The organism is Erysipelothrix larvae, assembly GCF_001545095.1.
GTDB lineage: Bacteria > Bacillota_I > Bacilli_A > Erysipelotrichales > Erysipelotrichaceae > Erysipelothrix > Erysipelothrix larvae.
In genome coordinates this window covers 1,246,196-1,266,568 of sequence record NZ_CP013213.1, presented here as the reverse complement: position 1 = coordinate 1,266,568, position 20,373 = coordinate 1,246,196, and the positions used below count along the sequence as shown (strand labels likewise).

Annotated in this window: 18 protein-coding genes and 1 riboswitch; of the genes, 17 read left to right on the top strand and 1 reads right to left on the bottom strand. The window is 37.0% G+C overall.

Annotated features, from left to right (window positions below):
- Positions 1 to 379 precede the first annotated feature (379 nt).
- Both AOC36_RS05850 and AOC36_RS05845 read left to right on the top strand, forming a co-directional pair.
- Positions 380 to 1,420 (top strand): NAD(P)/FAD-dependent oxidoreductase, encoded by a 1,041-nt coding sequence (locus tag AOC36_RS05850; protein ID WP_067632382.1) that lies wholly within the window; start codon positions 380 to 382, stop codon positions 1,418 to 1,420.
- A 78-nt stretch (positions 1,421 to 1,498) separates the two neighbouring features.
- A complete protein-coding gene (locus tag AOC36_RS05845) occupies positions 1,499 to 2,065 on the top strand; it encodes an NAD(P)H-dependent oxidoreductase (RefSeq protein WP_067632381.1) in 567 nt (188 codons plus the stop codon).
- Between the two features lie 84 nt (positions 2,066 to 2,149).
- Here AOC36_RS05845 and rpsD read toward each other — a convergent pair whose 3' ends face one another.
- On the bottom strand, positions 2,150 to 2,752 hold the full coding sequence (gene rpsD / locus AOC36_RS05840) for a 30S ribosomal protein S4 (protein WP_067632380.1): 603 nt from the start codon (positions 2,750 to 2,752) through the stop codon (positions 2,150 to 2,152).
- 418 nt (positions 2,753 to 3,170) lie between these two features.
- On the opposite strand from rpsD, the gene AOC36_RS05835 reads away from it, so the two are divergent.
- The 15 genes from AOC36_RS05835 (at position 3,171) to AOC36_RS05765 (ending at position 20,370) form a co-directional block, all read left to right on the top strand.
- On the top strand, positions 3,171 to 4,913 hold the full coding sequence (locus tag AOC36_RS05835) for a septation ring formation regulator EzrA (RefSeq protein ID WP_067632378.1): 1,743 nt from the start codon (positions 3,171 to 3,173) through the stop codon (positions 4,911 to 4,913).
- Complete coding sequence (locus AOC36_RS05830) at positions 4,894 to 6,048, top strand: cysteine desulfurase family protein (protein WP_067632376.1); 1,155 nt, start codon at positions 4,894 to 4,896, stop codon at positions 6,046 to 6,048. The genes AOC36_RS05835 and AOC36_RS05830 overlap by 20 nt, the downstream gene beginning before the upstream one ends.
- The gene (gene thiI, locus AOC36_RS05825) at positions 6,029 to 7,225 is read left to right on the top strand and encodes a tRNA uracil 4-sulfurtransferase ThiI (protein WP_067632374.1); all 1,197 of its coding nucleotides are present in this window, start codon (positions 6,029 to 6,031) and stop codon (positions 7,223 to 7,225) included. Before AOC36_RS05830 ends, thiI begins: the two co-directional genes overlap by 20 nt.
- 8 nt (positions 7,226 to 7,233) lie before the next feature.
- Positions 7,234 to 8,532, top strand: coding sequence for a signal recognition particle protein (gene ffh / locus AOC36_RS05820; protein WP_067632372.1), 1,299 nt, complete (start codon positions 7,234 to 7,236; stop codon positions 8,530 to 8,532).
- Between the two features lie 123 nt (positions 8,533 to 8,655).
- Positions 8,656 to 9,006, top strand: a complete 351-nt coding sequence (rplS, locus tag AOC36_RS05815) for a 50S ribosomal protein L19 (RefSeq protein WP_269465371.1) — start codon at positions 8,656 to 8,658, stop codon at positions 9,004 to 9,006.
- Positions 9,007 to 9,048: 42 nt separating this feature from the next.
- Positions 9,049 to 9,651 (top strand): signal peptidase I, encoded by a 603-nt coding sequence (lepB, locus tag AOC36_RS05810; protein WP_067632368.1) that lies wholly within the window; start codon positions 9,049 to 9,051, stop codon positions 9,649 to 9,651.
- A gap of 5 nt (positions 9,652 to 9,656) precedes the next feature.
- Positions 9,657 to 10,484, top strand: coding sequence for a ribosome biogenesis GTPase YlqF (ylqF, locus tag AOC36_RS05805; RefSeq protein ID WP_067632366.1), 828 nt, complete (start codon positions 9,657 to 9,659; stop codon positions 10,482 to 10,484).
- Positions 10,475 to 11,086 (top strand): ribonuclease HII, encoded by a 612-nt coding sequence (locus AOC36_RS05800; protein ID WP_067632364.1) that lies wholly within the window; start codon positions 10,475 to 10,477, stop codon positions 11,084 to 11,086. Before ylqF ends, AOC36_RS05800 begins: the two co-directional genes overlap by 10 nt.
- Positions 11,087 to 11,127: 41 nt before the next feature.
- The gene (dprA, locus tag AOC36_RS05795) at positions 11,128 to 11,847 is read left to right on the top strand and encodes a DNA-processing protein DprA (RefSeq protein WP_067632363.1); all 720 of its coding nucleotides are present in this window, start codon (positions 11,128 to 11,130) and stop codon (positions 11,845 to 11,847) included.
- A gap of 25 nt (positions 11,848 to 11,872) precedes the next feature.
- Positions 11,873 to 13,891: a type I DNA topoisomerase gene (gene topA / locus AOC36_RS05790; protein WP_067632361.1), complete on the top strand. Its 2,019-nt coding sequence runs from the start codon at positions 11,873 to 11,875 to the stop codon at positions 13,889 to 13,891.
- Entirely contained in the window at positions 13,875 to 15,161 is a 1,287-nt protein-coding gene (gene trmFO / locus AOC36_RS05785; RefSeq protein WP_067632359.1) for a methylenetetrahydrofolate--tRNA-(uracil(54)-C(5))-methyltransferase (FADH(2)-oxidizing) TrmFO, read from the top strand. The genes topA and trmFO overlap by 17 nt, the downstream gene beginning before the upstream one ends.
- Positions 15,145 to 16,029: a site-specific tyrosine recombinase/integron integrase gene (gene xerA / locus AOC36_RS05780; protein WP_067632357.1), complete on the top strand. Its 885-nt coding sequence runs from the start codon at positions 15,145 to 15,147 to the stop codon at positions 16,027 to 16,029. Before trmFO ends, xerA begins: the two co-directional genes overlap by 17 nt.
- 306 nt (positions 16,030 to 16,335) lie before the next feature.
- Positions 16,336 to 17,628: an ISL3 family transposase gene (locus AOC36_RS05775; protein WP_067632355.1), complete on the top strand. Its 1,293-nt coding sequence runs from the start codon at positions 16,336 to 16,338 to the stop codon at positions 17,626 to 17,628.
- Positions 17,629 to 17,820: 192 nt separating this feature from the next.
- A riboswitch (Lysine riboswitch) is annotated at positions 17,821 to 17,989 on the top strand.
- A 75-nt stretch (positions 17,990 to 18,064) separates the two neighbouring features.
- Positions 18,065 to 19,612 carry an ABC transporter substrate-binding protein/permease gene (locus tag AOC36_RS05770; protein ID WP_067632353.1) on the top strand — a complete coding sequence of 516 codons (1,548 nt, stop codon included), beginning with the start codon at positions 18,065 to 18,067 and terminating at the stop codon, positions 19,610 to 19,612.
- A gap of 17 nt (positions 19,613 to 19,629) precedes the next feature.
- Positions 19,630 to 20,370 (top strand): amino acid ABC transporter ATP-binding protein, encoded by a 741-nt coding sequence (locus AOC36_RS05765; protein WP_067632351.1) that lies wholly within the window; start codon positions 19,630 to 19,632, stop codon positions 20,368 to 20,370.
- Positions 20,371 to 20,373 lie beyond the last annotated feature (3 nt).

Below are 20,373 nucleotides of genomic sequence, written 5' to 3'. Positions count from 1 at the left end.
ATACCTTATTAATGATAGTTTATTTAGTGAGAAAAGACAAGACTAAACTACTGTACTAATTCAAATAATACAGTATTACGGTCAGATTCACACAATTTAATCAACGCAACCGTGATTTAATCAGCAAAATATTCGCATTATGTCACTATTTTTAAAACTACCCTGTTTTTTTATATAGCATATATTTCTATGTGCTAATTCAAACAAATTATTGCTTGATGGATTTATTTTATCAAGTTATTGATTAAGGTGAAAGACAAAAAGGTTTAAGATTTTGTTAAGATTAAATACAAAAAATCGGGTGGTTTACAAATCATTTAAAGATGTTAGTGCGTTTTTAAATACTCAATAAAGTAAACAAAAAACAAAGGGGAGTGTCATGAAAATTGGAATCATTGGATATGGAATAGTTGGTGCAATTTTAGGATATTATCTTTCAAAAGATTCAGAGCATGAAGTTCATGTTTATGACATCGATACGTATCAAGGGACCAAAAATGCTGTGGGAATCATTTGTCCTTGGGTAAGTCAAAGACGGAATAAAACGTGGTATCATATCGCAAAAGAAGGCGTAAAATGTTTGCATGAACTCTCCTGTGATATGAATGATTCTTCCTTTATGATCCAAAATGGTGTTTTGTTATTCCATGAAAATTTGGATCGTTTCTACACTATTGCACTGGATCACGCTAAAGAAGAGCCAATCATGGGAATACCACAGATACTAAATCAAAAAGCAATGACATCGTTATTACCACCTTATATAAAAATCCCAAATCAAGCGCTTTTTATTCCAGGTGGGTTTCAAATCGAAGGCGCAACGTTATTAGAACGATTGAAACAAAAAAGTCAGATTCAATTTCACCAACAATGGGCTCATTTAACAGGCGATTGTGGCATTAATGGCACTGATTTTGATACCATCTGTGTTTGTGCTGGAGGATTTACCTCGGATCTTCTGGATTCATTTGATATCGATTCAACCATGCAAAAAGGAATGATGTTGACGTTGAATGACACATATCAAACACTTCCCAATCAACCCGTCATCATGCCACAAGGAGAAATTGACATTCTGAGTCGAAACCAAGTCATTGCAATAGGTGCCTCCCATCAAGATGTTTTTGATTCTTTTGATGTTGAAACAGATGTCATCGAAAAGCTCTTATTGCAAACAAAAACGACTATACCATCAATCAAAATGGACGCTATTGATTCGGTGATGGTTGGTGTTCGTAGTGTTTCAAAAGACAAAACTCCCTATATCACACAGCTCAATAAAAACGTGTTTGTGATTGCAGGTCTTGGATCTTCAGGCCTCACAACCGGTCCGTACCTTGCATATAAACTTTCACAATTTATCTTAAAACAAGATTCAGACCCATCCATTTTTGATGCAAGACGAGTTGGAGAAAAATAAGTGATCCGCTATAAAAAAATTTAATGCAACATTCCTTTCGATGCTTTATAATATAAAGTGCATGTTGGAAGGATTAACATGAAGACATTAGTAGTATATACCCATCCGTGGGAAGAAAGTTTTAACCATTTTGTATTAGAAACTACAGTTTCTAAACTTGAAGCAAAAGGGTATAGTGTGGATGTGATTGACTTGCATAAGGACGGGTTCAATCCAGCTTTTACACAAGATGATTTGAGATTGTTTGGAAAAGGTGAGTATCACGACGAACTTGCAGCAAATTACATTAAACGCGTTAAAGAAGCCGATGAAATCATCTTTGTATTTCCAATTTGGTGGTATGGTATGCCAGCAATGCTGAAAGGTTTTTTTGACAAAGTGATGTTGAAAGGTCAAGCATATGGGGAAGTGAATCACAAACTTACAGGATTACTCAATATTCAAAAAGGTGCAGTATTCACAACCGCAAGTGTGACTGAAGAAATCTTAAAATATGTAGGAGACCCAATTGGTCAAACAACAATTAATGGTATCTTTGCGATGATTGGAATCCACAATGTAACCTGGATTCACTGTGCTACAGTACATTTAGAAGCATCCCGTCTTGAGTATTTATCAAAGATTGAAGCATTTATTGGACAATAAAGTAAAAAAACTCGAAATCATTTCGAGTTTTTCTTTTCTAACACCATCAAAAAAAGATGGTTTCCCATCTTCTTTATGAACCGATTAACGGTTGTAGAATTCAACGATAAGCGCTTCGTTAATTTCTTGGTTTAATTCGCTACGTTCTGGTAAACGAGTGAATGTACCTTTCATTGTGTTTTCATCAAAAGTTACGTAATCTACGCGGCCAACATTTGCAGCCAATGCATCTTTAACACTTTCCAAGTTACGTGATTTTTCACGTAATTCAATTGTTTGACCCGGTGTTACTCTGTATGAAGGAATATCAACTTTCTTTCCATCAACTAAGATATGACCGTGGTTAACTAATTGACGCGCACCACGACGTGTGCGTGCTAAGTTCATTCTGTAAACAACATTATCTAGACGAGATTCTAGTAAGTTGAAGAAGTTGTGACCAGTCACACCATCCATTTTTGTTGCACGTAGGTATGTGTTGTAGAATTGTTTTTCAGAAACACCATACATAAAACGTACACGTTGTTTTTCACGTAATTGTAAACCGTAGTTTGATAATTTTGCACGACGTGCTTTACCGTGTTGCCCTGGGGCATAGTCGCGACGGCGTAGTTCTTCACCAGTTTCTAAAACTGAGAAGCTAAGACGACGAGATTTCTTCCATACTGGACCTTTAATTCTTGCCATTTAAAATGACCTCCTCTTGTTCGTCGATACAAGCATTGGTTGTAAATTACTCGATGTTGAGTTTGAATATGTCCGTTTCCCACTTACAGCTTGGGTACTTTGGATCCCTGCCGCGGTTCAAACTATGGCAACCAGCTTTACATGCTGCATGTAAATGACGCTCTAATATATTACGCTATCTGTGTCGTTTCGTCAATGATTTAGACGAATTAATCCATATATTGATAAGAATAAACCCAGTGTTCTAAAAATTGAAGAAAAGCACTCACATAATTTCACTTATTGGGATGAAATAAACACATTCCACAATTTTTACTGCGTTATCGAATTTATGTAATAATTTTCAAATTTTATGTGTTCGCAAAAGCATGACATGACATAGTCTCTATGATACAATATCCAAGACGAGGTGATTGGGATGTTAAAAGCAAGTGATATAGTTAATTTTATTCAGAAACCTATTTTTTGGATGAGTCTGTTGAGTGTTATCGCCATCTTAGCATTTGTTGTGGGAAGACGTGCTTATAAGAAAAAACAATTGAAACGACAATTTGAACGAATCGAAGTGATGTATAATGAATTGATTAGTATTCCACTTTCGTTCAAAATTAATAAATCGAATAGTCTAATAAAAATTAATAAAGAACTCGAAAAAGAAGTAACAGAGATTAAAGCCGAGTATGATACAGTCAATTCCTATCATAATGATATTATTGCATTGATGGGAGAGGTTGAGGATTTGATTCAATTTGGAAAACTATCCATAGCAAGTAAGTCAATTGTTGATTTACAAGATATGCTTGGCGAAAGTTTGACATCAACCCATGATTTAGATCACCGCTTGAATTCTGTTTTAGAACAAGAAACACAACAACGTGTTGAAATCACAACACAGAAAGATCGATTTAGAAAAATAAAGGCTCAATTAATGAGCAACGAGTCCATGTATGCAGATAGTTTTGGCATTTTGGAATCACAAACCCGTGATATTGAGCAACTCTTTTCTACCTTTGAAGAATGGATGTTTGCCTCTGATTTTGAGAAAGCTAAAGAGTTGAACATTCAGATTTCAAAAGAAATCGATGATTATGAATACCGCATCAATACAATTCCTAAATTATATGAAAAAGCGAAAGGAATCATTCCGCATCTTTTGGACTCAGTGTCATCAGTGTTTCAAAATGCGCGATCCTTTGGCGTCTATTTGAGTCATTTGGAAGTTCCTAAGAATATTGGGTTTGTTTCAGAGTCTTTAAAAGAAGACTTAGTGCGCATTAACTATGGTGATATTGAACGTGCAGATGAAAATTTGGATGAATTGATTACACGTCTTGAACAAATTACAGAACACATTCAAAAAGAAGCGAAGTCTCATGAAGAAATGGTTGTGACCTCGCGCCAAATTTATGAAGTGATTGATGAACTTATTGAAGCAATCGGACATTTAGATAAACAACGTGGACTTATTGCATCACGATTTGATATTAAAGATTTTGAATCACGCTTGGATTCATGTGAAACCCGCATTGGTGAACTTAACGAAAAACGTAACCATGTGGTGCGTATGATTGATGAAGAAAAAATACCTGCAACTTCGATTGTCATTGCAATCCGAGAAATAACCCAAGATTGTCAAATTCTTGCAGCTGATTTTGATGTGTTAAGTAAAGAGGTGTCGCAAGCTAATGCAGATGAACTCAGAGCACGTCAACAACTCATGAAGTTGTATCTCATTATTAATGATGTCCAAGTCCGAATTAAACGCAGAAGTTTTCCAGAAATTTCTGAAGAATATGAACAAGATGTACGGCATGCAAAACAATATGCACGTCAAGTTAATGATTTACTCGACCAAGAAGTCTTGGATGTTGGACGCTTAAATGCGACAGTAGCAGAAGCCATTGACTTTACCTACAAACTTCACAACAATGTAAACAATCTTGTGGGTGTGGTTGATATGTGCGAAAATGCGATTGTATATGCAAACCGATATCGAGCGTATATTGCGGAAATTGATACGGAGTTAACCCGTGCAGAAATTGCATTTAACAATGGGGAATATACACAAAGTTTGAAAACTATTATTCAAACAATTGATAAATATCGCCCGGACGGTTCTTATGAGGAGTTGATTCAAAAGAATGCCCAAAGTGCAAAATAAGAGTGTCTATTTGGATTTCGCAAGCACTACCCGTGTTTTTGATGAAATCCTCGATGATGCCATCACATTAAATAAGAAGTTTTACGCAAACGCTGACTCATTGCATGATATGGGTCAGCGTGTTTCTGCGCTTATTGATACAACACGAAAAACACTCGCAAAACGATTTGGTGTGTTACCTCAAGAAATTATCTTTACATCAGGGGGAAGTGAGTCAAACAGTACCTTTATTAAAGGGGTTTGCTTTGCGAATATGCACAAGGGGAAGCATATTATCACAACCCAAGTTGAACACAGTTCCGTCATTGAATCATGCAGACAACTCCACGATGTCTTTGGCTTCGATGTGACATACTTACCCGTTACATCTCAAGGTGTCGTTGATCTAAATGTCTTGAAACAAGCACTGCGTGAAGACACTATTTTGGTCAGCATCATGGCCATTAACAATGAACTGGGGAGCATTAATCCCATTGAAGAGATTGTGAGAGTTGTAAAGAAACACTCACATGCATATGTGCATATTGACGCAGTCCAAGCTTTGTGTAAATATGATTTTTCATTAAAACAAGTGGATGGTGTATCGTTTAGTGCGCATAAGATTCATGGCTTTAAAGGAAGCGGACTGCTCATAAAAAAAGCACATGTACCCATGATTCCACTGATTAGTGGAGGACAACAAGAACAGGGGCTTCGAGGTGGGACTTTAGACTCAGTATCGGATATACTGTGGGCGAAAACGATTCGACTTGAAGAAGCGTTGCATCACCAAAAACATGCACATATTGTCATGTTGAATCACATGTTACGTGAAGCATTTGAGGATTTGGATGATGTGATTATCAATTCACCACACGATGCTAGTCCATATATAATCAATATGTCCATTAAGAATGTGGGGTCTGAAATTATGATGAACGCACTCAATCGTGAAGGTTATATGGTTTCAGCGCGATCAACCTGTCATTCAGAATCAGACAAACCATCTGAAGTGTTACTTGCAATTGGACTAAATCCTGCCATGGCACTAAATACGATTCGTATCAGTATTGGCTATGATACGCAACAAGAAGATATTGAAGCAGTCATTCGAATTATTAAGGAGACAAAAGAATATGTACAACAAACAGTATGAGTTTATCGTATGTCGCTATGGTGAACTCTCAACAAAAGGGAAGAACCGTAAAGACTTTACCCGTCAGTTAATCAAGAATATCAAAGCACAGTGTGAACAATTTGAAAATCTCGAGTACAGACCAACCTTTGATCGTTTATATATTACATTAAATGGTGAAGATGGCGAGGCGGTATCAAAAGAACTTAGTAAGGTGTTTGGTCTTTCATCCTTCTCTTTAGCAGTAAAAGTTGAGAAAGACTTGGATGCAATCGCAGATGCAGCATATGAATGTGTCAAAGATGAGACTGATAAAACGTTTAAAATTATTGCTCGTAGAAATGATAAATCATTCCCACATGTTTCCGATGAAATTAACCGCTATGTTGCAGGGAAAATACTTCGAGAAACGGAATTAAAAGTAAATGTAAGAAAACCTGATATTCCGGTGCTCATTGAAGTTAGAAAAGACTTTGCTTACATAATGACTTCAAAAATCGAAGGTGCTAAGGGACATCCTGTAGGAATTCAAGGCAAGGTAATGGTTATGTTATCGGGTGGAATTGATTCACCTGTAGCAGGATATTTAATGATGAAGCGTGGTGTTGAAATTGAATGCATTCACTTTGCTTCACCCCCATATACATCGATGGAAGCACAAAATAAAGTATTAGAACTTGCACAAAAACTTACGGACTTCCAACATACAATTCGCGTGCATATCGTACCATTTACACAAATGCAACTTGCGATATATAAGGCAGTTCCAGAAAGTTATGCAATTACGATGATGCGTCGTATGATGCTTCGAATTGGTGAAGCTTATGCCTTAAAACGCCGTTGTTTAGCACTGGCGAATGGTGAAAATTTGGGACAAGTTGCATCGCAAACACTTCATAGTATGAACGCAATTACATCCGTTGCGAATATGCCTATCTTGAGACCTTTACTCACTTATGATAAACTTGAGATTATTGATATTGCACAAAAGATTGATACGTATGAAACATCAATTCTACCGTTTGAAGATTGTTGTACAATTTTCACACCTAAAAACCCAACAACACGACCACGTCTTGAAAAGGTTGATTTTTATGAGTCTAAGCTCGATCCAGAACTCATAACAAATGCAATTGAAGGGATCGAAACGATAACACTTAAACATACCGTTGCACATGAAGAAACGGCATTTCTATAGGAGGATTTATGGCATTTGATAATTTAACAAACCGTCTGAATGACACATTCAGAAAGTTAAGCGGGAAAGCAAATCTAACAGACAAAAACATTTCAGACGCACTTGCTGAAATTCGGATTGCTTTATTAGAAGCAGACGTTAATCTAAGTGTGATTAATGCACTTTTAGATCATACTAAAACAGAAGTGATGGGAATGGATGTTACACGGGGTGTTGATCCTTCACAAATGTTTGTGAAAGTTGTGAATGACAAACTTGTTGAAATACTTGGAAGTGAAGAAGCGGGATTAAACTTCACACGCAAACCAGGTGTAATGATGCTAGTTGGTTTACAAGGGTCAGGGAAAACAACATCAGCAGCAAAAATTGCACGACAACTCAAAGAAAAAGAAGATAAAAAAGTATTGCTGGTTGCTGCAGATAGACAACGTCCTGCAGCGATTGAACAACTTCAAATTTTAGGACAACAAATTGGAGTGGATGTCTTCACAACCGATTCTAAGGATCCTGTAGAAGTTGTTAAAGAAGCACTCAAAATATCCAATAACTATGATGTAATTTTGATTGATACCGCTGGGCGTCTTCAAATTGATAACGATTTGATGCAACAACTCATCGAGATCCAAAAATTAGCGCAACCTGAAGAGATTTTACTCAGTGTTGATGCCATGAGTGGTCAAGATGTCATTCACGTCGCACAAGGGTTTAAAGATGCAGTTGCATTAACTGGGCTTGTCGCAACGAAATTTGATGGCGATGCACGAGGTGGATCTATTTTATCCGTGCGCTATTTAACCGGTGTTCCTGTGAAATATGTCGGGGTTGGTGAAACGCTTGAAGATCTTGATATATTCTATCCAGATCGAATTGCATCACGAATTTTAGGAATGGGAGATGTGATATCTCTCGTTGAAAAAGCCCAAGAAAAAATGGATATGGAAGCTGCAGAAGCCTCTGCACAACGTATGATGGAAGGGAAGTTCACCCTTGATGATATGTTGATTCAATTGAAACAAGTGTCAAAAATGGGACCATTATCGGGACTCTTAAAAATGATGCCAGGTCAAATTGGTCAAATGGCAAGCCAAGTTAATGATCAAGATGCTGCCGGAAATATGAAACGTACTGAAGCAATTATTCAAAGTATGACAAAAAAAGAACGTGCGAATCCAAACATCATTCGTGCATCGCATAAAAAACGTATTGCTAATGGTTCAGGCACAACAACAACAGAAGTGAACCGACTCTTAAGCCAATTTGAGAAAATGCAAAAGCAAATGAAAATGCTTTCGCGCTTTATGGGTTAATCTTTAGTAAAAATGCTTGCTAAAATGTCAAATCTATGATAAATTTAATTAGCACTTGTGCACTCTTGTTCCGCTAAGCATGACTTATGAACAGGTTTTATTGAAAAGAAAAGTGAGGAAATAGTGATGTTAGATTTAGTTCAAAATATAACAAAATCTCAACTTAGAACTGATATTCCTGATCTTCGTCCTGGACAAACAGTTGTTGTCAACGTTCGTATTCAAGAAGGTGACAAATCTCGTGTCCAAGCGTTTGAAGGTGTCGTTATCAGTCGTCAAGGGAGTGGAATTGCAGAAAACTTCACAGTACGTAAAGTTTCATCTGGAATCGGAGTGGAAAGAACTTTCCCAATCCATTCACCAATTATTGAGAGCGTTAAAGTATTACGTACTGGTAAAGTACGTCGCGCTAAGTTATACTACTTACGTAACCGTTCTGGTAAGTCAGCACGTCTTAAAGAAGTTCGTAAATAAAACCGTGTACGCACGGTTTTTTTTAAAATATTGGAGGATCCTATGGAAGTAAAAGATGATGCGTTTTTAAAATCTCTCAAAGAGTTTATTATATTATTCCTAAAATACATTGTAATTCTCTTTGTTATCACGACCTTTATCACACGTGTCGTGAGAGTTGAAGGTACTTCAATGTATCCTACATTAAAAGATGGTGAGATGGGTCTATCCAATATTATCAGTGTGAAACTGGGGAATATTGATCGATTTGATTTAGTGATTGTCTATATGGAAGATCAAAACAAACACATTGTGAAACGGGTAATTGGAATGCCTGGGGAAACTGTTAGCTACCAAGATGACCAACTCTACATCAATGGAGAACCGGTCGATGAACCATTTTTAGACACAGATTATGTTCGAAATTATCGACAAGACCCAACCAGTGCTGAAGATATGGAAGAACTTGATATGTATGGTAAAGTTACATTTACAGAAAATCTAGCTGAAATAAAGCTGGGTGATCATGAATATTTTTTAATGGGTGATAATAGACCGTATTCCTCAGATTCAAGACGCTATGGTCCGTTTCAAAAATCAGATATTAAAAGTAAGAATGTATTTGTAATTTTTCCTTTTAACGCAATTCGTTACGAAGGGAAGTGAGTTTAGTGAGTGTTGCACAATGGTTTCCTGGTCACATGGCCAAAGCAATTCGCCTGATTGAAGACAATTTAAAGGCTGTTGATTTTGTCATCGAATGTCGAGACGCGCGTGCTCCAATTTCTACACGAAATCCTTTGCTAGCGAAAACGTTTCAAAATAAGAAACGCTTAATTCTCCTCACAAAAAAAGACCTTGCCTCATTAGAACGTACGTCTCAAATCATGAAGACGCTTGAAGATGAAGGACATGTAGTTTTACTTGTGGATGTACATAAAGACAATATCAAGCGTCTTGTACTTGAAAAAACTGCAGAAATTATGAAAGAAAAACACGATCGTGATAAGCGTCGTGGCATACGCTCACGTGCATCACGGGCAATGATTGTAGGTGTTCCAAATGTAGGGAAATCGACCGTCATTAACCGGCTTGCATCACGTAAAGCAGTACGTGCTGAAAACCGTCCAGGCGTGACACAATCGTTAACATTAGTTAAAGTCTCAGAAGCACTTGAAATTGTGGACACACCGGGGTTATTGTGGCCTAAGTTTGAAACAGAATCCATGGGGATTATCAATGCACTCGTGGGTTCAATTAAAGAAACGGGATTTTCACTTGAAGTGATTTCTGACACAGCACGCGATTATTTAATTGAACACAATCCAAACAGCCTACAAACGCGCTATTCAATTACAACCTTTGACTCATTTTATGAATCTGTAGGAAAATCAATGGGATGGCTTGTCTCAGGTGGTGAGGTCGATGATGTCTTTGTTCGTCGTATGTTTCTAAAAGATGTTCAAAACGGAACACTTGGGATGATAACATGGGATTAATTCACGAGTTTGAAAAACCATTATGGGACATTGGAAAAACTGTTGTTGGTATTGATGAAGCAGGACGTGGCCCAATGGCAGGACCTTGTATTTGTTGTGGTGTTGTTTTTCCAATGGGTTTTGATGATGAACGCATTAATGATTCAAAGAAACTCACAGAAAAGAAACGTGAAGCATTAGTCGAACTGATTAAGTCAAATTGCTTATGGTATCATATCGAAGTCGTTGATGTAGAAACAATTGATACACAAAATATATATATTGCGACGCAACAAGCAATGTATAAAATTGCATGTCTTGCACCCTGTGACACGGTGCTTACGGATGCCATGCCTCTAGAAGGTACAAACAAACACGTCATTGATATTATTAAGGGGGATCAAAAATCAATTTCGATTGCAGCAGCAAGCATCCTTGCGAAAACCTATCGAGATCAGTTAATGGTTGAATATGCCTCAATATATCCAATGTATGGCTTTGAAAAGCACAAAGGATATGGTACAAAAGCCCACAAGGAAGCAATCTTAAAATATGGTCGATCACCCATCCATAGAAAAACCTTTAAGTTCAAAGAAGAAATTCAAATATCCCTGGATATTTAGGATTTCTTTTTCATTATGTGTACTTAATATTGAGGTGTTCTATGAGAAATTATATAAAAAATGTTGCAATTCATGCAAAAGGTAATTATGATTTACTAGCACGGCTTCTCTATGAAAAGGCGTGTGTCCCTGAATATACGTGTAATGATCGATACATCTGCTATGGTGAAAAAATGTATCCAAGTTGTCTTTATGAGTTGAAGAAACCACCGTTTGTGTTATTCTATGAAGGGGATATTTCGCTTTTAGACAAATCCATGGTGGGGATTGTCGGAAGTCGCTTACCCAATGACTATGGAATTTCAATGACAAAAAAATTAGTTGGACATTTGAAGTGTCATCATGTTATTGTATCGGGTGTAGCAAAAGGAATTGATACGATTGCCCATGAAACGGCAATGTCTCATAATACAATTGGTGTATTAGGATGTGGGTTGGATATTGTCTACCCACCACAAAATCATACACTGATACAAAGCATTAAAAAACATCAATTATTATTGAGTGAGTACCCGCAAGGTACCCAACCAAAAAAACACCATTTTCCATTTAGAAATCGCATTATCGCTGCATTGTCATCGGATATTTATGTCATGGCAGCAAATGTAAGAAGTGGCACAATGACAACAGTCAATGAAGCATTGGCGTTGAATCGCAATGTAATATGTTTACCATACCAATTCGATGATCCATATGGCAAAGGGTGTAATCAATTAATAGAAGAAGGGGCAGAAATATTGACACCGTCCCATTTCTTATAAGAAACTAGTATGAGGAGTTGATTAAATGAAAAGTTTAGTAATCGTGGAGTCACCATCAAAATCGAAAACGATTGAAAAATATCTTGGGAAAGATTTTGAGGTAGTATCTTCAAAAGGTCATATTCGTGACCTCGCAACACGTGGTAAAGGTGGTTTAGGGGTTGATGTCGATAATGACTTTGATCCAACCTATGTTATCAGTAAAGATAAAAAAGATGTTGTGAAGGAATTAAAGAAAAAAGCTGAAAAAGTTGATGCTGTCTATCTTGCAACCGACCCGGATCGTGAAGGGGAAGCAATATCATGGCATCTTGCTGATGAGTTAGGGCTTGATTTAAACAGCAAGAATCGTGTGGTGTTCAACGAAATCACAAAAGAAGCGGTTTTAAATGCATTTAATCAACCACGGACCATTGATATGGATCTTGTGAAATCACAAGAAACACGCCGTATCTTAGACCGTATCATCGGGTTTAAATTATCAAAATTACTGCAATCAAAAATTAAGTCAAAAAGTGCAGGTCGTGTTCAATCGGTCGCACTGAAACTCATTGTAGATCGCGAAAAAGAAATCCTTGCATTTATTCCTGAAGAATACTGGACTGTTGAAGGTATTTTCATGAATCAAGGCATTGAGATTGTTACAAAAGCGGATAAATACAAGGGTAAAAAACTGGAAATGAAAAATGAAGCGGATGCTCAAAAAGTCCTTGATAATACAACAGGACCTTTTGATATTTCGAAACTTATACGTAAAGATCGTAAGAAACAACCTAAAATGCCATTTATCACATCGACATTGCAACAAGAAGCATCAACACGATTGAATTTCAATTCTAAAAAGACAATGCGTGTTGCGCAAAAACTGTATGAAGGTGTTGATTTGGGTGGCGAAACACAAGGTCTCATTACATACATGAGAACGGACTCAACGCGTTTAAGCCATGTGTTTGTTGATGCTGTGAAACCCTATATTCAAGAAACATTTGGAAAAGAGTATGTTGGTGCATACCGCTCTGGCAAGAAAAATGACAATGCTCAAGATGCCCACGAAGCAATACGACCAACAAGCATTCATCATACGCCAGAATCCGTGAAACAATATCTATCAAATGATGAATATAAACTATATCGTTTTATTTACTACCGCACCTTGGCATCCTTAATGTCATCTGCAGTATACGATAGTATCAGTGTAACCTTTACACAAAATGATTATGATTTTAACGGTACTGGACAAACTCTAAAATTTGATGGGTATTTGAAAGTATATGATTATGAAAACTCAACGGATAAACTCATTGGTGATTTGGATGAAACAAAACAATACTCAGCAGATAAGATTATCCCTGAACAACACTTTACACAACCCCCAGCACGTTATACTGAAGCACGCTTAATTAAAGAACTTGAAGAATTAGGCATTGGTCGACCAAGTACGTATGCGATGATCATGGATACAATTGTGAAACGTGCTTATGTTACCTTTGAAGCGCAAAGTGAAACAAGTCGTACTAAAGTATTTAAACCAACAGATCAAGGGTCACTCACCAACGATAAGCTTCAAGATCATTTCTCATCGATTATAAATCCTAACTATACATCTAACATGGAAAGTGATTTAGACAAGATTGCGGAAGGGGATGAAAACAACATTCATACTCTGAGATCATTTGTTGATAAGTTTTATCCATTGCTTGATGAAGCAAATGAAAAAATGGAAAAGATTGAAGCAGAAAAAGTGGGTGAGCTCTGTCCTGAGTGTGGCGGCGAACTGGTATATCGTAACGGTCGATATGGCAAGTTTATTGCATGTTCAAACTACCCTGAATGTAAGTATATTCGACCTCTTGCAGGGAAAGAACGTCCTAAACCCGAAGAAACAGGTGAAATGTGTCCTGAGTGTGGGTCACCACTTGTAAAACGTAAGAGTCGTTTTGGAACCTTCTTTGTAGGGTGTTCAGCATATCCAAAATGTAAATATATCCAACCAAAAGAAAAGAAAGAAAGTAAGAAGGAGTCGAGTGATGAGCAAGAAAGTTAGAGTTGTCGGCGCAGGTCTTGCGGGCAGTGAGGCAGTCTATCAACTTGCAAAACGTGGCTATGATGTTGAACTGTATGAAATGCGTCCGGTTAAAATGACACCAGCGCATGTTACCTCAAACTTTGCTGAGCTTGTCTGCTCTAATTCATTTCGATCAGACGCTTTAAATAATGCAGTAGGACTCATTAAAGAAGAAATGCGTCTTTTAGATTCACTGATCATGCGTGAAGCAGATAAAGCAGCACTCCCAGCAGGAAGTGCTTTAGCTGTTGATCGTGTTGGATTCAGTGAAGCGGTAGAAGCCTGTATTCGAGCATTTCCAAATGTCACAATTCATCATGAAGAATGGACTGGGCTAGATGACACTCCCACATTGATTGCTACAGGTCCTCTAACTTCTGATGCATTGTCAAATGAAATTCAAACATTAATTGGAGATGCATCGTTGTACTTTTATGATGCAATTGCGCCAATCGTAAGTGTTGACTCGGTTAACTTTGACATTGCATATCGTAAATCCCGATACGATAAAGGGGATGGGGCTGATTACATTAACTGTCCTATGACAAAAGAAGAATTTGAACGGTTCTTTTTCGCCATCATGGCTTCAGAAGAAGCGCCAATGCGCACATTTGAAGATGTCAAAGTATTTGAAGGGTGTATGCCAGTTGAAGAGATGGCAAAACGTGGGATAAAGACGATGCTTTTTGGACCCCTTAAACCAGTTGGACTTGAAAGACCAGATGGAACGCGTCCATATGCGGTTGTGCAATTGAGACAAGATGACAAAGCAGGAACCCTGTATAATCTTGTAGGCTTTCAAACTCGCCTAAAATGGGGTGACCAAAAGAAAGTGATTCAACTCATTCCAGGACTGGAAAACGCGGAAATCGTGCGTTATGGCGTGATGCATCGCAATACGTTTTTAAAGTCCCCAGGAATTTTGAATCAACATTATCAAATGATTCAAAAACCAAATCTATTCTTTGCAGGACAAATGACAGGTGTTGAAGGCTATGTAGAATCCGCAGGAAGCGGGCTTGTTGCAGCGTTAAATATGATTGAATATTTAGAAAACAGACCACTGATTGATTGGTCTGGCGAAACGATGCTAGGAGCTATGGCACATTATATATCAGGTGCTAATGCAAAACGCTTCCAACCTATGAATGCTAATTTTGGTTTGATTCAAAACCGATTGGATGATCGTGAGCAAATGGCGAATCGTAGCATTGCTTGGATCCAAGCATTTAATGAACGAAACACTTAATACTTTTTTAAATTATATCTACATTACCCACACCCAGTCCGAAGAAACCAAAAGTAGTTATCGACGTGATATCCTACAATTCATTGATTATATCGAAGATGAAGATCTCATGAACTTACCCCATGACATTGGGTATAGTTATTTAAATGCGTTGTATGAATTTGGACTCGAACCATCAAGCATTGCTCGAAAAATATCCTGTCTACGGTCTTATATGAAATTTCTTCAAGCCAACTATGGTGCGCTCACGAATCCTTTTGATAGTATACGGATTCGAAGGGGAAGACGTAAACTGCCTTCGTTTCTTTCACGAAATGATTTAGAGAATCTCTTTAGTTCATGTGAACAAGATGTCTTAGGACTCAGAAACCGCGCGTTATTTGAATTGATGTATGCGTGTGGATTGCGTGTCAGTGAAGCGTGTAATTTGATCCTATCCGATATCAATACCAACGATCACTCTTTAATTGTTCGTGGTAAAGGGAATAAAGAACGGGTTTTGTTTTATTATGAATCCTATGCAAAAGTCTTTGATGCGTATTTAAAACAATCACGTGTCCAACTTGTTGATGACACATCAAATCAATCTGTGTTTTTAAATAACAAAGGAAACCCATTAACCCCCCGTGGCGTTCAGTATCTTTTAAAAAAACAATCAGAAATTGCTGGATTGAGAGAATCAGTACATCCACACATGTTAAGACATTCTTTTGCAACACATATGCTGGATAATGGTGCAGGGTTACGTATTGTACAATCACTATTAGGTCATGAGTCAATTAGTACTACTCAGATTTATACGCATGTGAGTATTGATACGATTAAACGTTATTACAATAAAGCGATGGAAAATGTGGACCTCACATAATTTAACATGGTCTAAGCTTAATTATTACACATTTGTAGTGTATTCTATTAATCGTAAGAGATATCTCTTACACTGTATGATAACCTCTTCTCCTATATATTCATATCCCCTTGTGAATGTGTTGTTATACAGATATTCTTTCCCCTTATAAATTAGAAAAAGCCGCATAATTGGCTTTTTCTGGTTCTTGAAATTCTGGTGTTGGTGAGAAATCATCAACATCTTTTTTAATGTTAATCAGACAATAGAAAAAGACATAGATTTACCTTATACTTAAGTTACTACACACAAGAAAGGAACAAATCTATGTCCATCTCTAATTGTATACGTTCGCTCTTAAATATTAAAGACCCAAACATCATTTTTTCAGATAATTGTGTTTCTCAAGAAACAGTTAAGGGTAAAACCACTCATATATGCAAAGCAATACTGTCTGTAAACACGCCTCCTCATTGTGTACACTGTGGGTGTATCAATGAGAATCACTCAATTTATAAAAATGGGACAAAGACTGTTTCTATTAAACTACCAAATGCATCAAATATTTCGACAATTCTAAGATTAAAGAAACCTCGGTTTTGTTGTAAGAAATGCAATAAAGGTACAATCGCTGAAACTACATGTGTAAAACCAAATCATTCAATATCAACAAATACTTTTCATGCAGCGATACTTGAATCGAAGTCCAAACGTTCTGTAAAAGATATTGCAAAGAGTCTAAACATCTCTCACACAACAGTCAATAATTGGCTAAAAAGCATTAATGAAGATTTTGTTGTCTCTCGATTGTCCCTTCCTGAACACCTTGCATTTGATGAGTTTAGATCCGTCAAATCTGTAAAAGGTAAAATGTCATTCATTTATATGGATGCAGACTCTGGGAACGTGCTCGACATCGTGCAAAACAGGCAGTTAGGCCATTTAAAGAGCTATTTCAACACATATCCAAAGGAAGTCCGTGATAAAGTTAAAACCATTACTATTGATATGTATGAGCCGTATATTCAACTTATCAAATCATGTTTCCATAATGCTGAAATCATTACGGATCGTTTCCATATCGTTCAACACTTGAATCGCGCACTCAATTCGACACGTGTATCGGTCATGAATGATACACCAGACTCAAAGACAAAACTGAAGAACTATTGGAAGCTTATATTAAAAGACAATCTCAAGCTTGATAGTAATGACTGCCATCACTATCGATGTTATAAACACTTGATGAGTGAATCAATGATCGTCGATGATTTATTGAGAGTTGACAAGACATTTGAGGAAACATATTGGGTGCATCAACGCTTAACTCAAGCAATCCGAAATAAAAATATGACTTCACTTTTAGAAATCCTGAATGACCCTCCAAAGAACATCTCAATCCAGATGAAAAAAGCAATTAAGACGCTAAAAAAATATGAGACATCAGTCTCAAATGCAATAAAGTATCCTCACTCTAACGGTCGTATAGAAGGAACCAATAATTTAATCAAAGTAATTAAACGGATTGCCTTCGGTTATCGAAGCTTTGAAAATTTTAGAACAAGAGTACTCTTAATTTGTAATACTATGGTAAGATTAGAAATGAAAAGTACTCACTAGAAATCATAGTGAGTACTGTAACTTAAGATTCTATGGATTGAACTCCACCAACACCAAATTTTAAAGAACCCTTTTTCTTTTTTTTAGACTATCAAACGCAAAATAACTGTCAAAATGAAACTTTGCATATATTTTCTGAAAATTTTTGAAAATGACTTGACATTATTTTTCGAAGTGGTATAGTACTTGTAAATTGAATATAGAGGTAGCGGTGCATCAGAGTATGAAATCGAGCAGGTATGCGAAGACGTTTTTGAAAGGTAATCACCGCCGAATAGTGTAAATAGACATATTTATGCTATGGGGATAGTAGAGAAAATCACTATCACTCAATCCGGGATGGATTGGCGCTATTAGTAGACATTAAACTTTAGCGCATCCGCTAAAGTTTTTTTATTGCCTTGATGATTCAATGAGTAAAGAAAAGGGGACTTTTATGAGAAAGTTATTGCTTATAATCGGCGCAATGCTGATTTTGATCACAGGATGCTCAAGCGTTGATGATGGAGATAAAGATACCTTCGTTGTCGGGATGGAGTGTGGATATGCGCCATACAATTGGACAGAATCAAGTGCAACAGAAACAAATGTTGAAATTGATGGGGGTCAATTTTGTGAAGGATATGATGTACAGATATCACGCAGACTTGCAGATATAATGGGGAAAGAGCTTGTTATTAAAAAGCTTTCATGGGAAGGGTTGATTCTTTCACTCCAAACAGGACAGATTGATGCAATTATTGCAGGTATGTCACCAACTACTGAACGTAAAAAAGAAATCTCATTCTCAAATCCTTACTATACTGAAGATGTTGGATTTGGTGTCGTGGTTTCCGCTGCGAGTCCACTTGCAAATTCGACTTCCATCGACGGATTTGAAAATGCACGTATTGCTGCACAAATTGGAACCTTCCACGTTGATTTACTGGATCAACTTACAGGAATTCAAAAGGTAGAAAACCTCAAAGACTTTGCGACAATGACTGTCACACTTCAATCGGGTGAATTGGATGGATTTGTTTCGGATAGTATTACTGGAAACCAAATCGCGCAATCAAACAGTGACTTGAAATTCATCTTACTCGATGGTGATGAAGGATTTACAATTGAAGATTATATGGTATCAGTATCCGTAGGGATTGCGAAAGAAAACACAGAATTATTAGCGGATGTGAACGCAGCACTTGCACAAATTCCAGTTGAAGATCAAATCGCCTTGATGCAACAAGCGAATAATCAACAATTTGCAACAGAAGGAAATTTCTTTGAAGTTGTGATGTCAATCTTACAAAACAATAAAGAAAGCTTTGTTCGTGGGACTTTAATTACACTGTTCATTTCATTATCAGCAACAGCAATAGGGTTCTTAATCGCCTTGTTTGTTGCCATTACACGAAATACAAAAGTTACCAATGCAATTGCGAATGTTTATATTACCATTTTCCGTGGTACGCCAATGATGGTTCAAGCAATGGTTATTTACTTTGGTGCTTCATTCTTCTTCAGTGGATTTAGATGGTCAAGTTTACCATTTGGAAACATTGTTGCCGGGATTATTGTTGTAAGTATTAATACAGGAGCATATTTATCTGAAACAATTCGTTCAGGAATTCAAGCCATTGATAGCGGTCAATTTGAAGCAGCGAAAAGTCTTGGGTTCACACGTTGGCAAACCATGACAAAAATTATCTTGCCACAAGCAATTAAAAATGTTATTCCTGCATTAGGCAATGAGCTTATTGTAAATGTCAAAGATACATCTGTGTTGAATGTTATTGCGGTAACTGAACTCTTCTTTGTATCCAATGGGATCGCTTCTACAACTTATAAAATGTTCCAAACGTTTACAATTACAAGTATCATTTATTTAGTGCTTACAACCATTCTTACGATCCTACTAAGATTTGTAGAACTTCGTATGGATAAGACAAAAACAAAAGCAAGTAGTTATCCAACATCGACATCATCGAGTGTTCATTATTAAGAAGGGTGGTATAAACAATGGAAAGAGAAGTAATTGTTAGAATTGAAAACTTATACAAAGCATTTGGACAACAAGAAGTACTAAAAGGCATCAACCTAGACATTCATCACGGTGAAGTCGTTTCAATTATCGGTGCCTCAGGGTCTGGGAAAAGTACATTATTACGATGCCTCAATGATCTTGAAACATATGAACAAGGTGAGATTTATTACAAAGGGACACCAATCCATGATTTACCAGGTCAAGACTTGCATACGAATATTGGAATTGTGTTTCAAAACTTTAACCTCTTCAACAATCTATCAGTCTTAGAAAACTGTGTATTACCACAAACACTGGTGTTAAAAAGAAGCCCAGAGGAAGCACAAAAAATTGCGATTGATTTATTGACGAAAGTGGGGATGGAACCTTTTGCAAATAAAAACTCCACACAGTTATCTGGGGGGCAAAAGCAACGTGTAGCGATTGCGCGTGCCCTTGCAATGAATCCACAAGTCTTGTTATTTGATGAACCAACCAGTTCGCTTGATCCAGAAATGGTAGGCGAAGTGCTTGCGGTTATGAAAGCATTAACCAAAGAAAACTTTACAATGATTGTCGTAACACACGAAATGGCATTTGCACGTGATGTATCCGATACTGTTGTATTTATGAATGATGGGGTAGTTTTAGAAAAAGGAACACCACAAGAGATTTTTGAAAATCCACAAGAGGAACGTACCAAAGCGTTCCTGGGACGGTACTTAGGGGAGGATTAATAA

Excerpts from the sequence above, each read along its gene's own strand:
- AOC36_RS05850 (WP_067632382.1), top strand. The coding sequence starts at position 380 with ATGAAAATTGGAATCATTGGATATGGAATAGTTGGTGCAATTTTAGGA.
- AOC36_RS05845 (WP_067632381.1), top strand. The coding sequence starts at position 1,499 with ATGAAGACATTAGTAGTATATACCCATCCGTGGGAAGAAAGTTTTAAC.
- rpsD (WP_067632380.1), bottom strand. The coding sequence starts at position 2,752 with ATGGCAAGAATTAAAGGTCCAGTATGGAAGAAATCTCGTCGTCTTAGC.
- AOC36_RS05835 (WP_067632378.1), top strand. The coding sequence starts at position 3,171 with ATGTTAAAAGCAAGTGATATAGTTAATTTTATTCAGAAACCTATTTTT.
- AOC36_RS05830 (WP_067632376.1), top strand. The coding sequence starts at position 4,894 with ATGCCCAAAGTGCAAAATAAGAGTGTCTATTTGGATTTCGCAAGCACT.
- thiI (WP_067632374.1), top strand. The coding sequence starts at position 6,029 with ATGTACAACAAACAGTATGAGTTTATCGTATGTCGCTATGGTGAACTC.
- ffh (WP_067632372.1), top strand. The coding sequence starts at position 7,234 with ATGGCATTTGATAATTTAACAAACCGTCTGAATGACACATTCAGAAAG.
- lepB (WP_067632368.1), top strand. The coding sequence starts at position 9,049 with ATGGAAGTAAAAGATGATGCGTTTTTAAAATCTCTCAAAGAGTTTATT.
- AOC36_RS05800 (WP_067632364.1), top strand. The coding sequence starts at position 10,475 with ATGGGATTAATTCACGAGTTTGAAAAACCATTATGGGACATTGGAAAA.
- dprA (WP_067632363.1), top strand. The coding sequence starts at position 11,128 with ATGAGAAATTATATAAAAAATGTTGCAATTCATGCAAAAGGTAATTAT.
- topA (WP_067632361.1), top strand. The coding sequence starts at position 11,873 with ATGAAAAGTTTAGTAATCGTGGAGTCACCATCAAAATCGAAAACGATT.
- trmFO (WP_067632359.1), top strand. The coding sequence starts at position 13,875 with ATGAGCAAGAAAGTTAGAGTTGTCGGCGCAGGTCTTGCGGGCAGTGAG.
- xerA (WP_067632357.1), top strand. The coding sequence starts at position 15,145 with ATGAACGAAACACTTAATACTTTTTTAAATTATATCTACATTACCCAC.
- AOC36_RS05775 (WP_067632355.1), top strand. The coding sequence starts at position 16,336 with ATGTCCATCTCTAATTGTATACGTTCGCTCTTAAATATTAAAGACCCA.
- AOC36_RS05770 (WP_067632353.1), top strand. The coding sequence starts at position 18,065 with ATGAGAAAGTTATTGCTTATAATCGGCGCAATGCTGATTTTGATCACA.
- AOC36_RS05765 (WP_067632351.1), top strand. The coding sequence starts at position 19,630 with ATGGAAAGAGAAGTAATTGTTAGAATTGAAAACTTATACAAAGCATTT.